This is a genomic window from Ensifer sp. (genome assembly GCF_031989085.1).
Classification (GTDB): domain Bacteria; phylum Pseudomonadota; class Alphaproteobacteria; order Rhizobiales; family Rhizobiaceae; genus Ensifer.
In genome coordinates this window covers 58,262-73,752 of sequence record NZ_DALZXU010000009.1, presented here as the reverse complement: position 1 = coordinate 73,752, position 15,491 = coordinate 58,262, and the positions used below count along the sequence as shown (strand labels likewise).

The window sequence follows — 15,491 nt, the reverse complement described above, 5'->3', positions numbered from 1 at the left end:
GGCAAGAAAGCGGCCCGGCGAAATGCGCGGGTCGTGAAAGGTTCCGGGGAGTTCGATGAACCCTAATTTTCGTAATTTTGCCCTCTGGGCAATCATAGCGCTTTTGCTGATCGCGCTGTTTAGCATGTTTCAGCAGCCGACCGAGCGCACGGCCTCGCGCGAGATTCCGTTCTCGCAGTTCCTGAAGGACGTCGATGCCAGCCGCGTCAAGGAAGTCGTGATCACCGGCTCCAAGGTCATTGGCAGCTATTCTGAAAGCGGCGCAACGTTCCAGACCTATGCGCCTTCGGTCGACACCGCGCTGACCGAGCGTCTGGAAGCCAAGGACGTGACGGTGACCGTTCGTCCTGAGACCGACGGTTCGTCCGGTTTCCTGAGCTATATCGGTACGCTGCTCCCGATGCTGTTGATCCTCGGCGTCTGGCTGTTCTTCATGCGCCAGATGCAGGGCGGTTCGCGCGGCGCCATGGGCTTTGGCAAGTCCAAGGCCAAGCTTCTGACCGAGGCGCACGGCCGCGTCACCTTTGACGATGTCGCCGGCGTCGACGAAGCCAAGCAGGATCTGGAAGAAATCGTCGAATTCCTGCGCGACCCGCAGAAGTTCCAGCGTCTCGGTGGTCGCATTCCGCGCGGCGTGCTGCTCGTCGGTCCTCCCGGTACCGGCAAGACGCTGCTTGCCCGCTCGGTCGCCGGCGAAGCCAACGTTCCGTTCTTCACGATCTCCGGTTCGGACTTCGTCGAAATGTTCGTCGGCGTCGGTGCAAGCCGCGTTCGCGACATGTTCGAGCAGGCCAAGAAAAATGCGCCCTGCATCATCTTCATCGACGAAATCGACGCCGTCGGCCGCCATCGCGGCGCCGGTCTTGGCGGCGGTAACGACGAACGCGAGCAGACCCTCAATCAGCTGCTGGTCGAGATGGACGGTTTCGAAGCCAATGAAGGCATCATCCTGATCGCGGCGACCAACCGTCCCGACGTTCTCGATCCGGCGCTTCTGCGTCCGGGCCGTTTCGACCGACAGGTCGTCGTGCCGAACCCCGATATCAACGGCCGCGAACGCATTCTCAAGGTGCATGTCCGCAACGTGCCGCTGGCGCCGAATGTCGACCTCAAGGTGCTGGCCCGTGGCACGCCCGGTTTCTCCGGTGCCGACCTGATGAACCTCGTCAACGAGGCTGCCCTGATGGCAGCGCGCCGCAACAAGCGCGTCGTCACCATGCTCGAGTTCGAAGACGCCAAGGACAAGATCATGATGGGTGCGGAGCGCCGCTCCTCCGCCATGACCGAAGCCGAAAAGAAGCTGACCGCCTATCACGAAGCCGGTCACGCGATCCTGGCGCTCAACGTTCCCTCGGCCGATCCGCTTCACAAGGCGACGATCATTCCGCGCGGACGCGCGCTTGGCATGGTGATGCAGCTGCCGGAAGGCGACCGCTACTCCATGAGTTACAAGTGGATGGTCTCGCGGCTTGCCATCATGATGGGCGGACGCGTGGCGGAAGAGCTGACCTTCGGCAAGGAGAACATTACCTCCGGCGCCTCGTCCGACATCGAGCAGGCCACCAAGCTTGCCCGCGCGATGGTGACGCAGTGGGGCTTCTCCGACCAGCTCGGACAGGTCTCCTACGGCGAGAACCAGCAGGAAGTCTTCCTTGGCCACTCGGTCGCACAGCAGAAGAACGTGTCGGAAGCGACCGCCCAGAAGATCGACAACGAAATCCGTCGTCTGATCGACGAGGCCTACGAGACCGCCCGCAAGATCCTGACCGACAAGAACCACGAGTTCGTGGCATTGGCGGAAGGGCTGCTCGAATACGAAACCCTGACCGGTGAAGAGATCAAGGCGCTTATCCGTGGCGAAAAGCCGGCGCGCGACCTTGGCGACGACACGCCTCCGCACCGCGGCTCCGCCGTACCTTCGGCCGGCGCCAAGAAAGAGGGTTCGTCCGGCAACAAGGGCGAAGAATCCGAAGGCGGCTTCGAGCCGCAGCCGCAGTAACGGCCCGGGTTCGAGCCACTGAATTCAAGAGCCGCCGCGCCGCAGGGTGCGGCGGCTTTTTTGATGCCGGCGCACGGATTGCACTTGGTAACGCGATGTAATGATTTCTGATGCTATCGCCGCTGCCGTTTGCTTTGGTTTTGTGTCAAAGAAGAATTGAAGTGCTCCGGGTCCTTGCTGCCGTGCCGATGGCGGCGGCGGCCCATGGGCGATACAGGAATGAATGAGGTCTGGTCGATGAAACCCAGTCGCGGCGCACGCAGACAGGTGAAGCAGGCAAAACCTGCATTGGCCCAGCGGAACGATGGAGTTGTTATGAAGCGCAAGTATTTCGGCACGGACGGCATCCGCGGCCAGTCGAACATCTTTCCGATGACGCCCGATCTCGCCATGCGGGTCGGCATCGCCGTCGGGACGATTTTCCGCAATGGCGGCCACCGCCATCGGGTGGTGATCGGCAAGGACACGCGTCTTTCCGGCTACATGCTGGAAAACGCCATGGTGGCCGGCTTCACCGCCGCGGGTCTCGATGTGTTCCTGCTCGGACCGATCCCGACGCCGGGCGTTGCGATGCTGACACGCTCCTTGCGCGCCGACATCGGCGTGATGATCTCCGCTTCGCACAACCCCTTCCAGGACAACGGCATCAAGCTGTTCGGTCCGGATGGCTACAAGCTCTCCGACGAGATCGAAGCCAAGATCGAGGCACTGCTCGACCAGGATCTGTCGGGCCAGCTGGCGAAAGCTGAAGATATCGGACGTGCCAAGCGCGTCGATGGCGACATCTATCGCTATCTTGAACATGCCAAGCGCACCCTGCCGCGCGACGTGACCCTCCAGGGTCTGCGGATCGCCATCGACTGCGCCAATGGCGCCGCCTACAAGGTCGCACCCCAGGCGCTTTGGGAGCTCGGCGCCGAGGTGGTGACGATCGGCACCGAACCGAACGGCGTCAACATCAACCTCGATTGCGGCTCGACCCATCCGGTGGCCCTTTCGCGCAAGGTGCATGAAGTGCGTGCCGATATCGGCATCGCGCTCGACGGTGACGCAGACCGTGTGCTGATCGTCGACGAGAACGGTACGACGATCGATGGCGACCAGCTGATGGCGGTTATCGCCGACAGCTGGGCCGAGGAAGGGACGCTGCGTGGCGGCGCTATCGCCGCAACCGTCATGTCCAATCTCGGTCTCGAGCGCTACCTGACGGGCCGCGGCATCGATCTGCGACGCACCAAGGTCGGCGACCGCTACGTCGTCGAGCAGATGCGCCAGGACGGCCTGAATGTCGGCGGCGAGCAGTCCGGCCACATCGTGCTGTCGGATTTCGGCACGACCGGTGACGGTCTTGTCGCCGCTCTCCAGATCCTTGCGGTCGTCAAGCGCCAGGGCAAGCCGGTGAGCGAAGTTTGCCACCGCTTCGAGCCGGTCCCGCAGGTTTTGAAGAATGTGCGCGTGTCGGCCGGCAAGCCGCTCGAGGATGCAACGGTGCGACAGGCCATTGCCGATGCAGAATCCGAGCTTGCCAAGTCCGGCCGGCTTCTGATCCGTCCGTCGGGCACCGAACCCCTGATCCGCGTGATGGCGGAAGGCGACGACCGTGGTCAGGTCGAGCGCATCGTCGACGGGTTGATCAACGTCATCGGCAGCGCACGCAGCGCTGCCTGAAGCCACGGCGCCAGCAGTTTCCTCCAGGGCCGGTGACCAACACCGGCCTTTTCTTTGCCATCGCCGCGCCTAGTGGCCGCGGCCTGCGTGAGACATGGTGCAAGCGATGTCGTCACGCTCTGTACTCGCGCCAAGATTTTCGCCTGAAGTCGAGCCTGTTCTATTGGCTGGTCAGTAGAAAGCGCTTTCCGGCGGCCTTGTCTTGTTAACGTTTCTTAACGCGCACGGTAAACGTTTGTAGTTAATCCGAGCTTAACCTTTCCCCCTCATTATCCATAGCCAACGTCAGGATTTGGACACCACTTTCATGGTGCACCAAGCAACAGAACGTATTGGAGTGGGCCATGAAGAGAATTTTGAGTGGCGTTGTTGCAGTCTTGCTCAGCGGCACCGCAGCCATTGCTGCCGACATTTACCAACCGCCTGTCGAACCGATCGTCGAGCAGCCGGTCGAGGTCATCCAGACCAGCGGCTGGTATCTGCGCGGCGATGTCGGTTACGCCTGGAACGACCTGCGCGGCGCGAATTTCTACCAGGGCGGACCGGGCGGCACCATCGCGGAATTCGCGACGGCCGAAATTGACGATTCCTGGGTTGCCGGCGTCGGTGTCGGTTACCAGTTCAACAACTACTTCCGTGCCGACGTCACTGCCGATTACTGGGGTGGCGGCGACTTTACCGGGTCGACGCTCGGCTTCTGCGGCTCCGTGGCCGGTCCCTGCGTATCGCGCGACGTCACCTCGGTTTCCGCATGGAGCCTGATGGCCAACGCCTATGTCGATATCGGCACCTATGGCGCCTTCACGCCCTATGTCGGTGCCGGTGTCGGCGCCACCCACGTCAAGTGGGACAAGTTGCGCAACACCAGCTGCAGCGTCAGCAACCCAGCTGCCTGCGACCCGACGACGGAGCATGACGGCGAGAGCAAGTGGCGCTTCACCTATGCGCTGATGGCCGGTACGGCCATCGACCTGACCTGCAATCTCAAGGCTGACGTCGGTTACCGTTTCCGCCAGGTGGATGATGGCAACATGTTCGGCTACGCCAATGGCGGCGGCCCGGGCTACGACAAGGGCTTCAACATCCACGAAGCACGCGCCGGCCTGCGTTACTCCTTCGGCAACGTCTGCGAAGTTCCTTACGAGCCGGAGCCGATCGTCTACAAGTAAGTCGACGATCTCCCATTCGCCATGAAGGCCGCCCCCGGGCGGCCTTTGTCGTTTTCGCCGATGTTTTACGCAAACCCTAACGGGCATGGTTAACCGACAGTTAACCTCGGTCTGCAATAGTTAACGGCAGACGAAGCGTCCGGCGGGTTTGATCCCGTCCGGTGACGGCACTGGCAGCGAAAGGGCATGGGGATGGAATGGCGAAACGGGATCTGCGGAGCCGCGTTCGGTATCGGCCTTCTTGCTTCGGGCTCGGTGCTTGCCGCCGACGAGGCCCCGATCGACGCCCCTGAAATCACCATCGCCCAGGAGGCGACCGGCAGCAACGGCCTCTACATCCGTGGCGACATCGGTTATAGCGGCTGGCGCAACGAGGGCGATCCTTCCTACCGTACATATGATGCCGGCACCGGTAGCTACAGCGCCATTCCGTTCGATAGTGCGCGCTTCGACAAGCCGCTCTCCGGCACCATCGGCCTCGGTTACCAGATCACCGATACGTTCCGCGCCGATTTGACCGCCGACTATTTCGAGGGCCGCTTCGACGGTTCGTCGCTTTCGGCGAACCCTTGCCCCGGGCAGGGCGCCGGTACGTCATGCGCCTTTTCTTCCACGGCGGATTTCTCGGCGCTCGGTCTCATGGCCAACGCCTATGTCGACTTCGGAACGCTTGCCGGCTTCACGCCCTATCTCGGCGCCGGTATCGGCGCGACCAATCTACGCTGGAACACGACTTTTGCCAGCGAAGCTTGCGTTGCCGGTGGTGGCGCATGCGGCGGCGCGCCAGCCGGCGTGTCCTTTGATGGTCGCGACAGCTGGCGTTTCACCTACGCCCTGATGGCCGGCGTCTCCTATGACCTCAGCGACCGCCTGAAGGTCGATGTCGGCTACCGCTATTCACATATCGGCGACGGCGAGATGTTCGGCTTCGGCGCCGAGGCGCTTGGCGGGGCCACCGGTGCAAAGGGATTCGATGACGGGCTTTCCCGTCACGAGTTCAGAGCGGGTCTCAGGTTCTCGTTCTGGTAACAATCGGTCGGCGGGCGTACGCCTGCCTTTTCGGATCTTGCCTGCGACGCCATAAATTTTCTCGATTGCGACACAAGTCGCTTGACTTCCTTCCAGACCCGCAATATTTCCGACGGCGGGACACCCTTCCCCAACGAAGGGCTATCTATCTGGAAGGATAGCACATGACGAAGCCTGCCAAGCCGGACCTCCGTCCGAGCAACACCCATTTTTCTTCTGGCCCTTGCTCGAAGCGCCCCGGTTGGTCGCTCGAAGCTCTCTCCGACGCTCCGCTCGGTCGTTCGCACCGCGCCAAGGTCGGCAAGACGAAGCTCAAGCAGGCCATCGATCTTACCCGTGACATTCTTGAAGTGCCGGCCGATTACCGCATCGGCATCGTGCCCGCTTCCGATACCGGCGCCGTCGAAATGGCGCTCTGGTCGCTGCTCGGTCAGCGCGGCGTCGACATGGTCGCCTGGGAAAGCTTTGGCGCCGGCTGGGTGACCGACGTGGTCAAGCAGCTGAAGCTCGCCGACGTTCGCAAGTTCGAAGCCGGTTACGGCGAACTTCCCGATCTCTCCAAGGTCGATTTCGACCGTGACGTCGTCTTCACCTGGAACGGCACGACCTCCGGCGTTCGCGTCGAAAACGCCGATTTCATCCCGGCCGACCGCAAGGGCCTGACGATCTGCGACGCGACCTCGGCCGCGTTTGCGCAGAACCTCGATTTCACCAAGCTCGACGTCGTCACCTTCTCCTGGCAGAAGGTTCTCGGTGGCGAAGGCGCACATGGCGTCATCATTCTTTCGCCGCGCGCCGTCGAACGCCTGCTGACGTATGTGCCGGCCTGGCCGCTGCCGAAGATCTTCCGCATGACCTCTGGCGGCAAGCTGATCGAAGGCATCTTCACCGGCGAGACGATCAACACGCCGTCGATGCTGTGCGTCGAGGACTATATCGATGCGCTGGTCTGGGCCGAGAAGGTCGGCGGGCTCAAGGGCCTGATGGCGCGCGCCGATGCCAATGCTCAGGTGATCTTCGACTTCGTCGACGCCAACGGCTGGATCGCCAACCTGGCGGTCAAGGACGAGACCCGTTCCAACACTTCGGTCTGCCTCAAGATCGTCGACAAGGACGTCGCAGCGCTTGATGCCGACGGCCAGGCGGCCTTCGCCAAGGGCGTCGTCGCCCTCCTCGAAAAGGAAGGTGTCGCATTCGACATCGGCCACTATCGCGACGCACCGTCCGGTCTTCGGATCTGGGCAGGCGCCACGATCGAGGCATCCGACATGGTGGCCTTGATGCCATGGCTGACCTGGGCTTTCGAGACCCAGAAGGCGACGCTGTCGCAGGCTGCGGCCTAAGCCAAGCGTTTGCTTCGCTCCCTCGGGGAGCGAAGCCCTTGTACCCGCATTCCATTCAGACCTGATCTTTTCAAGGAGGCCATCATGGCACCTCGCGTTCTCGTATCCGACGAACTGTCGGAAACCGCCGTCCAGATTTTCCGCGACCGCGGCGTCGAAGTCGATTTCCAGCCGAAGCTCGGCAAAGACAAGGACAAGCTCGCCGAAATCATCGGCAACTATGACGGTCTTGCCATCCGCTCGGCAACGAAGGCCACGGAAAAGCTGATCGCGGCTGCGACCAACCTCAAGGTCATCGGCCGCGCCGGCATCGGCGTCGACAATGTCGATATCCCGGCCGCCTCGCGCCGCGGTATCATCGTCATGAACACGCCGTTCGGCAATTCGATCACGACGGCCGAACATGCGATCGCGCTGCTGTTCGCCGTTGCCCGTCAGCTTCCGGCCGCCGATACCTCGACGCAGGCCGGCAAATGGGAGAAGTCGCGCTTCATGGGCGTCGAAATCACCGGCAAGACGCTCGGCGTCATCGGCGCCGGCAACATCGGCTCGATCGTCTGCTCGCGCGCCATCGGCCTCAAGATGCATGTGCTCGCCTACGACCCGTTCCTGTCGAAGGAGCGCGCCGAGGAGATGGGCGTCACCAAGGTCGAGCTCGACGAACTGCTCGCCCAGGCCGACTTCATCACCCTGCACGTGCCGCTGACGGACAAGACCCGCAGCATCCTCAATGCCGAGGCGCTCGCCAAGACCAAGCCGGGCGTGCGCATCGTCAATTGCGCCCGTGGCGGCCTCGTCGACGAGAAGGCACTGGCTGACGCGATCCGGTCGGGCCACGTCGCCGGCGCCGGCTTCGACGTGTTCGAGGTCGAGCCCGCGACCGAAAGCCCGCTCTTCGGCCTGCCGAACGTCGTCTGCACGCCGCACCTCGGCGCGTCGACCACGGAAGCCCAGGAGAACGTCGCCCTGCAGGTCGCCGAGCAGATGTCGGACTACCTCGTCAAGGGTGCGGTTTCCAACGCCATCAACATGCCCTCCATCACTGCCGAGGAAGCCCCGATCCTGAAGCCGTTCATCCGGCTTGCCGACGTGCTCGGCGCCTTCGTCGGCCAGGTGACCGAAAGCGCGATCAAGGAAATCGAGATCCTCTACGACGGTGCGACCGCCGGCATGAACACCAAGGCGCTGACGAGTGCCGTGCTTGCCGGCCTCATCCGGCCGCAGGTCGCCGACGTCAACATGGTTTCGGCGCCGATCATGATCAAGGAAAAGGGTGTCATCCTGTCCGAGGTCAAGCGCGACAAGACCGGCGTGTTCGACGGCTACATCAAGCTGACGGTCAAGACCGAAAACCAGACGCGCTCGGTCGCCGGAACGGTTTTCTCCGACGGCAAGCCGCGCTTCATCCAGATCAAGGGTATCAATCTTGACGCCGACGTCGGCAACCACATGGTCTACATCACCAACACCGACGTGCCCGGCATGATCGGCTTCATCGGCATGACGCTCGGCAATGCCGGCGTCAACATCGCCAACTTCCAGCTCGGTCGCGAGAAGGAAGCCGGCGATGCCATCGCGCTGCTTTACGTCGACGGCCCTGTGTCGGAAGACGTGCTCGACAAGCTGCGTGCCAACGCCGCGATCCGTCAGGCAAAGCCGCTGGTGTTCAATATCGACTGAAGCCGAACAGGGCATCCTTGTCCGCCCGCGTGGCGGGCAAGGTGCGCGGGCGCAAAACGGCCATGATTTTCGGGCTTTTGCGCCAGCGACGGTTTCGCCTGGTGACGGCGGATCAGAGACAAGTTCCAGAGCAATCAGAGACGCATCGGGAAATCCGGTGCGTCTTTCAGTTTGAAATGTTGATGGCAGTGATGGCAAGACAGACCTTCAGCTGGCGTGAAGCCAGCCTTCCCGACCTCGTTTCGGTGTCCGAAATTCAGCTGGTGGTGCACGAGGCGCTTCAGGAAGACGACGTCGTGCTTGCCGATCGGCTCGAGCTCAGCCCCGAGGGCTGCTTCATGCTGGAGGTGGGCGGCGGCGTGCAGGGTTATGTGCTCAGCCATCCCTGGATCCGGCGCGCGCCGCCGACGCTGAACATGATGCTGGGCGAAATCCCCGATGCCGCCGACACCTGGTACATTCACGATCTGGCGCTGTTGCCTCAGGCACGCAGATCCGGGGCAGGGGGCAACGTCGTGCCGCTCCTTGCCGACATTGCCCGCTCGGAAGGCTACGGCTCGATGTCGCTGGTCTCTGTCTACGATTCGCGCGGGTTCTGGGAACGGCAGGGCTTTTCCGTTCGCATGGACGAGCGGATGGCAGTCAAGCTTGCAAGCTACGGCGACGAGGCGATCTACATGGAGCGCACACTCGCCTGAAACAAAGAGAGAGCCCGTTTGTCGCGCAGGCGCGGCATTGCCGTCAGTTCTTCGGGCGGCCCTTTTCGGCAATGGCGATGCCGCCAAGAACAAGCAGCAGCGCGATGAAATGGAAGGTGTGGAAGGTCTCGCCGACCAGCATCACCGACAGCAGCGTGCCGAAGACCGGAATGGCATTGATGAAGAGCCCGGCCCGGTTGGCGCCGATCATCTCGACGCCGCGCACATAGAGCACCTGCGACATCAGTGACGGGAAGATGGCGGCGTAAAGGACGATGATCCAGCCGGTCATGTCGGGGACGATCGCCGTGCCGCTGCCGATTTCCCAGAAGAGCAGCGGAATGGCGCTCAACAGCGCGCCGAAGGCCGGAGCGGCAATGAAGCTTTGCCAATGCATCGCCGGCTTGAAGCGCAACGCCACGGTATAGGCGGCATAGACGACGCAGGCGGCGATCATCAGGGCATCGCCGAAGTTGAATTCCAACTGCAGCAGGCTGGCGATATCGCCATGCGCGGCCGTGATCAACACGCCGATCAGCGTCACGGTAAAGCCGATCACCTGGGCGATCGACGCGCGGGTTCGAAACAGCATGAAATTGAACAGGAAGATCAGCATCGGGATGCCGGCCTGCAGGATGACGGCGTTGATCGCGCTCGTATACTTCAGCGCGGAGTAGAGCAGGGCGTTGAAGGTGGTGAAGCCGATCGCGCCATAGGCCAGGAGTTGCAGCCAATGCTGCTTGATCTTGTCCCAGTCGCGCCGGATCTGCGGCGTCATCAGCGCCAGGATGATGGCAAGCGCAAACACCCAGCGAAGCGTCGTCAGCATCATCGGGCTGACATGCCCGACGGCCATTTTTCCGGCAACGGAGTTTCCACCCCAGAAGAGCGCGGTGATGCAAAGATAGAAATAGGCCCTGGAATTCACGATGCTGCAACCTGCTCAGATGACGGGGATCGATTGCCGCAAGGGCGGGAGAGATGCCAGATATAGGCGCTAAATCCAGCGTTTGTCATGCAAAAAGGCCGGAACGCCCGTCATAACGGGGTCGCTTTCCCGCAGACAACACAGTATAGATGCGCGGGTTTTGAGAACTGCGCAGCCCGCTCTGCGCGCGTCAACAGGAAGAGAATTATGACGAATGTCGTGGTGGTCGGATCCCAATGGGGTGACGAAGGCAAGGGCAAGATTGTAGATTGGCTCTCGGAACGCGCTGACATCGTCGTGCGCTTTCAGGGCGGTCACAATGCCGGCCATACCCTGGTGATCGACGGCGTCAGCTACAAGCTGTCGCTGCTTCCGTCCGGCGTCGTGCGTCCCGGCAAGCTCGCCGTCATCGGCAACGGTGTCGTCATCGACCCGCATGCGCTGATCGCTGAAATCGACAAGCTCGGCAAGCAGGGCGTGACGATCACGCCGGAAAACCTGCGCGTCGCCGACAACGCCACGCTCATCCTCTCGCTGCACCGCGAACTCGACGGCTTCCGCGAGGACGCCGCCTCCAACAGCGGCACCAAGATCGGCACCACCCGCCGCGGCATCGGTCCGGCCTATGAAGACAAGGTCGGCCGCCGTGCGATCCGCGTCATGGATCTTGCCGATCTCGAGACGTTGCCGGCCAAGGTCGATCGCCTGCTGACGCACCACAATGCGCTGCGTCGCGGTCTCGGCGAGCCGGAAATCAGCCATGATGCGATCATGCTCGAGCTGTCCTCGGTCGCCGACAAGGTTCTGCCGTTCATGGAAACGGTCTGGGTGCTGCTCGACAAGGCGCGGCGCAAGGGTGCGCGCATCCTGTTCGAAGGCGCGCAGGGCACGCTTCTCGATATCGACCACGGCACCTATCCGTTCGTCACCTCGTCCAACACCGTTGCCGGCCAGGCCGCTGCCGGTTCCGGCATGGGCCCGGGCTCGCTCGGCTACATCCTGGGGATCACCAAGGCCTACACGACACGCGTCGGCGAGGGCCCGTTCCCGACCGAGCTGCATGACGAGATCGGCCAGTTCCTCGGCGAGCGCGGCCACGAGTTCGGCACGGTCACCGGGCGCAAGCGCCGCTGCGGCTGGTTCGATGCAGCGCTCGTGCGCCAGGCCGTTGCCGCCAACGGCATCACCGGCATCGCGCTGACCAAGCTCGACGTGCTCGACGGCCTCGAAGAACTGAAGATCTGCGTCGGATATACGCTCGACGGCCAGCAGATCGATCATCTTCCGGCAAGTCAGGCGCAGCAAGCTTCGGCAAAGCCTGTGTATGTAACACTCGAAGGCTGGAAGGAATCGACTGTCGGCGCACGCAGCTGGGCAGATCTTCCGGCACAGGCGATCAAGTATGTTCGCCAGGTCGAAGAACTCATCGGTGCGCCGGTGGCTCTTCTTTCGACCAGCCCGGAGCGGGACGACACGATACTTGTGACGGACCCCTTTGAGGACTAGTGTCGGCGGACTGACATTGCGTCGTGATCGCAAACACATGCCTGAGCGTATGAGAAAGTTCTGATGGCGGATTTTGTTGCAGTTATTCGCAGGACCGTTGACGGCCTGTCGGAAAACACACCTGAAATGCGGGATAAGGTCTACGAGAAGGCGCGCGCTGCCGTGCGCCGCCAACTCGAGAACATGAATCCCCGTCCGTCGGACGACATGATCAATCGCCAGCTGGCGAAACTCGAAAACGCGATCGGCGAGGTCGACAGCGAGTATGCCGAGGCGCTTCCCGCGGTCGACGAGGTCGAGCCGGAGGCCGACGTCGTCGAGGCGGTCGTGCCCGTCGCCGCGGAGCCGGAGCCTGTCGAGGTCGTAGAGGCACCTGCCGAAGCGATCGAGCCCAAGCCCGAAGAGCAGCCGGTCGCGGCTTCCGAGGAACCGGTAGCCGAAGTCGTTGCCGATGCCGCGCCGGTCTACGCCGACGCGCCTGCCGAGCCCTATGAGCAGCCGGAAACCTATGCCGAGCCTCTGCCGGCCGAGGGTCCGGTCGAGTATGTGGAAGCCCCCGTCGAGGCAGTGGCCGAGGCGGCTGAAACCGTTGAAGAGCAGGCCGAGCCGAGCTGGCAGCCGCCGGCCGACGTGGAACTGCCGGCGGCGCAGGCGCATGACGCCGACGTTGCGGCGCCTGCCGAGCCTATCGCCGACGAAACCCACGAATACGCTCCGGTTGCGCCGGCAATCGAGCCTGAACCCGAGCCGGTTCACGAAGCGACCTGGGATGCACCCGCCGTCGAGCCGGCCGATCAAACGCCTGCGCGTTCGGAATGGGAACTGCCGGACTGGGAAGACACGACGCCCGCGCCCGCACCGGTCGGACCGGATGCAAGGCTGGACGATGTGGTCGATGATGGCGGCGCGCCCGAGCTGCTCGGCATGCACCCAGTCGCGGAAGAGCCGCTTGCGGAAAAGCCCGTGGAGGTTGTGCCAGCGTCGCCCAAGGCCGACGCCAGCAAATCCTGGTCTTTCGACGACGACGATCCCTTTGCCTCGATTACGGAACGACCTGCGCAAAAGGCCAGCGACGACGATGTTTCCGACTGGTCTTGGCCGGTCGAAAAGACGACGCCGGCACCGGCGGCAACCTCGGCCGATGCCGCAAGCCAGCAGGAGCGCGCCGGCACGGCATGGGATCATATAGACGATCTGCTCGGTCTCGAAGGTGGTGCGACCACTGCGGCAGGCGCTGCCGCGGCGGCCGCCTCGACCAGGGACACCGATCGCGGCATCGACATGCCGACAGCGGCTCCGTCGCGTCCGACATCCTATCGCGCGACGCCGAAGCCGCCGCGCTTCAGCGCCAAGCGCCTGGCGATTGCTGCCGGCCTGCTGCTCGTGCTCGGCGGTGGCGGCTTTGCCTACTGGCAGAACCGGGAAGCCGGCAATGCCTGGATCTCCGGCATGGTCGCATCGATCACCTCGGCTGTTTCCGGCACCGGTGAGGCGCCTGTCGAACAGACGACGCCCCCAGCGCAGACCGGGACGCAGACCGGCGAGACGACGCCGGCCCAGCAGCCCGCTGCCCACGACGACACGGCTGTCCAGGACAACACATCGACGAAATTTACCCAGCGTCTGCTTGCCGACGGCTCGGAGACCGACGCCGGCCCGGCCGTCGTCAACGGCGAGAACGCCGGCCAGGAAGGCAAGTCCGTCGCCCAGCAGACGGAAGCCGGTAAGCCGCCGGAAGACGTTGCGGGTACGCCCGGTGCCGAAGCCGGGGCGGCCGCCGGCCAGCAGCCGAGCGTTCAGCCGGATGTCGCAGTTGCCAATGGTGAAAAGATGTTCCTCTATGAGGAGCGGCTCGGCCAGTCTTCGCCAACGGCCATTCCGGGAACGGTCGCATGGTCGGTCAAGGAAGAGTCCCCCGGTGGCGACGCCAAGCCCGAGCCGGCAATCCAGGCGCAGATCACCGTGCCGGATCGCGGTCTGACCGCCCTCATGACGATCAAGCGCAATGCCGACCCGTCGTTGCCGGCAAGCCACGTGATCGAATTCGTGTTCTCGCTGCCGCAGAACTTCGAGGGCGGCGCCATCGACGGCGTGCAGCGCGTCTCGATGAAGCGGACGGAGCAGGATCGTGGCGACGCGCTGATCGCGGTGCCCGCCAAGATCACCGACGACTTCCATATGATCGCGCTCAACGACTTCGCCGAAGCCGTTGGCAGCAACACCGAGCTGTTGCGCAGCCGTGGCTGGATCGACATCCCGCTCACCTACCGCAACGGCCGCCGCGCTCTGTTGACGCTCGAAAAGGGCCAGAGCGGCAACGAGGCGTTCAGCCAGGCCATGCGTGCCTGGGGATCGTCCGGAAACACGGCCGCGACTGGGCAATAGTCGCTGGCAGGTCAACGCGAAAAGACAACAAAAAACCCGGCGAGAATTTCGCCGGGTTTTTTCGTTTCATTCCAATCAGGCCGGCGTCATGCGCCTTCGACGACGCGCAGCGATTGCGCGCGCTCAAGGGCTGCCTTGCGGACGGCGTCCTGAACCTTTTCGAAGGCTCTGACTTCGATCTGGCGCACGCGCTCGCGGCTGATATCGAACTCGGCCGAGAGGTCTTCGAGCGTGAGCGGATCTTCGGTCAGGCGACGCGCCTCGAAGATGCGGCGTTCACGGTCGTTGAGAACCTTCATCGCATTGGCGAGCAAGGCCTTGCGGCTGTCGAGCTCGTCCTGCTCGATCAGGATCTGTTCCTGGTTGTCGTGGTCGTCGACGAGCCAATCCTGCCATTGTCCGGACTCGCCCTCACTTGCCTTGATCGGCGCGTTGAGCGACGCATCGCCGGACAGGCGACGGTTCATCGAGATGACTTCGTCCTCGCTCACTTTCAGCGTGGTGGCGATTTCCTTGACGTGCTCGGGCTTCAGGTCGCCTTCGTCGAGCGCCTGGATCTTGCCCTTGAGGCGACGCAGGTTGAAGAACAGCCGCTTCTGATTGGCGGTTGTGCCCATCTTGACCAGCGACCATGAGCGCAGGATGTATTCCTGGATGGCAGCCTTGATCCACCACATCGCGTAGGTCGCGAGACGGAAGCCACGATCGGGCTCGAACTTCTTGACGGCCTGCATCAGGCCGACATTGCCTTCGGACACGACTTCGCCGATCGGCAGGCCATAGCCGCGATAACCCATCGCGATCTTGGCGACGAGGCGCAGGTGGCTGGTGACGAGCTTGTGAGCGGCTTTGCGGTCGTCATGCTCCTGATACCGCTTGGCGAGCATGTACTCTTCCTGCGGCTCGAGCATCGGGAATTTGCGGATTTCGTCGAGATAACGATTGAGGCCGCCTTCACCAGCGGCAATGGACGGTAAATTGTTTCGGGCCATGAAGCACCCCCCTTTATAGTCTCCGGCCTCCGGGCGGCAGGCCGGGCATGTGGGTCTTCGTCAAGACCCCACGAGGCTATGAAATAAGTACGGC

The 15,491-nt window shown here is 62.9% G+C and carries 11 protein-coding genes; 9 read left to right on the top strand and 2 right to left on the bottom strand.

What is annotated here, in order from left to right; genetic code table 11:
* Window positions 1–55: 55 nt before the first annotated feature.
* From ftsH to RTP54_RS26455, 7 genes are all read left to right on the top strand, one after another.
* Window positions 56–1,999, top strand: a complete 1,944-nt coding sequence (gene ftsH, locus RTP54_RS26485) for an ATP-dependent zinc metalloprotease FtsH (protein WP_112807340.1) — start codon at window positions 56–58, stop codon at window positions 1,997–1,999.
* Window positions 2,000–2,314: 315 nt separating this feature from the next.
* A complete protein-coding gene (gene glmM / locus RTP54_RS26480) occupies window positions 2,315–3,667 on the top strand; it encodes a phosphoglucosamine mutase (RefSeq protein ID WP_312366687.1) in 1,353 nt (450 codons plus the stop codon).
* Window positions 3,668–4,011: 344 nt separating this feature from the next.
* Window positions 4,012–4,836 carry an outer membrane protein gene (locus RTP54_RS26475; RefSeq protein WP_112807336.1) on the top strand — a complete coding sequence of 275 codons (825 nt, stop codon included), beginning with the start codon at window positions 4,012–4,014 and terminating at the stop codon, window positions 4,834–4,836.
* A gap of 192 nt (window positions 4,837–5,028) precedes the next feature.
* A complete protein-coding gene (locus RTP54_RS26470; RefSeq protein WP_312366684.1) occupies window positions 5,029–5,865 on the top strand; it encodes a porin family protein in 837 nt (278 codons plus the stop codon).
* A 164-nt stretch (window positions 5,866–6,029) separates the two neighbouring features.
* On the top strand, window positions 6,030–7,208 hold the full coding sequence (locus RTP54_RS26465) for a phosphoserine transaminase (protein ID WP_312366682.1): 1,179 nt from the start codon (window positions 6,030–6,032) through the stop codon (window positions 7,206–7,208).
* 84 nt (window positions 7,209–7,292) lie between these two features.
* Complete coding sequence (gene serA / locus RTP54_RS26460; protein WP_112807332.1) at window positions 7,293–8,888, top strand: phosphoglycerate dehydrogenase; 1,596 nt, start codon at window positions 7,293–7,295, stop codon at window positions 8,886–8,888.
* 191 nt (window positions 8,889–9,079) lie between these two features.
* On the top strand, window positions 9,080–9,586 hold the full coding sequence (locus RTP54_RS26455; protein WP_162703338.1) for a GNAT family N-acetyltransferase: 507 nt from the start codon (window positions 9,080–9,082) through the stop codon (window positions 9,584–9,586).
* Between the two features lie 43 nt (window positions 9,587–9,629).
* Here RTP54_RS26455 and RTP54_RS26450 read toward each other — a convergent pair whose 3' ends face one another.
* Window positions 9,630–10,514 (bottom strand): DMT family transporter, encoded by an 885-nt coding sequence (locus RTP54_RS26450; RefSeq protein ID WP_112817050.1) that lies wholly within the window; start codon window positions 10,512–10,514, stop codon window positions 9,630–9,632.
* A gap of 207 nt (window positions 10,515–10,721) precedes the next feature.
* On the opposite strand from RTP54_RS26450, the gene RTP54_RS26445 reads away from it, so the two are divergent.
* Window positions 10,722–12,020: an adenylosuccinate synthase gene (locus tag RTP54_RS26445; RefSeq protein ID WP_112807326.1), complete on the top strand. Its 1,299-nt coding sequence runs from the start codon at window positions 10,722–10,724 to the stop codon at window positions 12,018–12,020.
* Between the two features lie 63 nt (window positions 12,021–12,083).
* Window positions 12,084–14,405, top strand: a complete 2,322-nt coding sequence (locus RTP54_RS26440) for a hypothetical protein (protein WP_312366680.1) — start codon at window positions 12,084–12,086, stop codon at window positions 14,403–14,405.
* A gap of 86 nt (window positions 14,406–14,491) precedes the next feature.
* On the opposite strand, the gene rpoH is transcribed toward RTP54_RS26440, so the two are convergent.
* Window positions 14,492–15,397 carry an RNA polymerase sigma factor RpoH gene (gene rpoH / locus RTP54_RS26435; protein ID WP_112807322.1) on the bottom strand — a complete coding sequence of 302 codons (906 nt, stop codon included), beginning with the start codon at window positions 15,395–15,397 and terminating at the stop codon, window positions 14,492–14,494.
* Window positions 15,398–15,491: the final 94 nt, after the last annotated feature.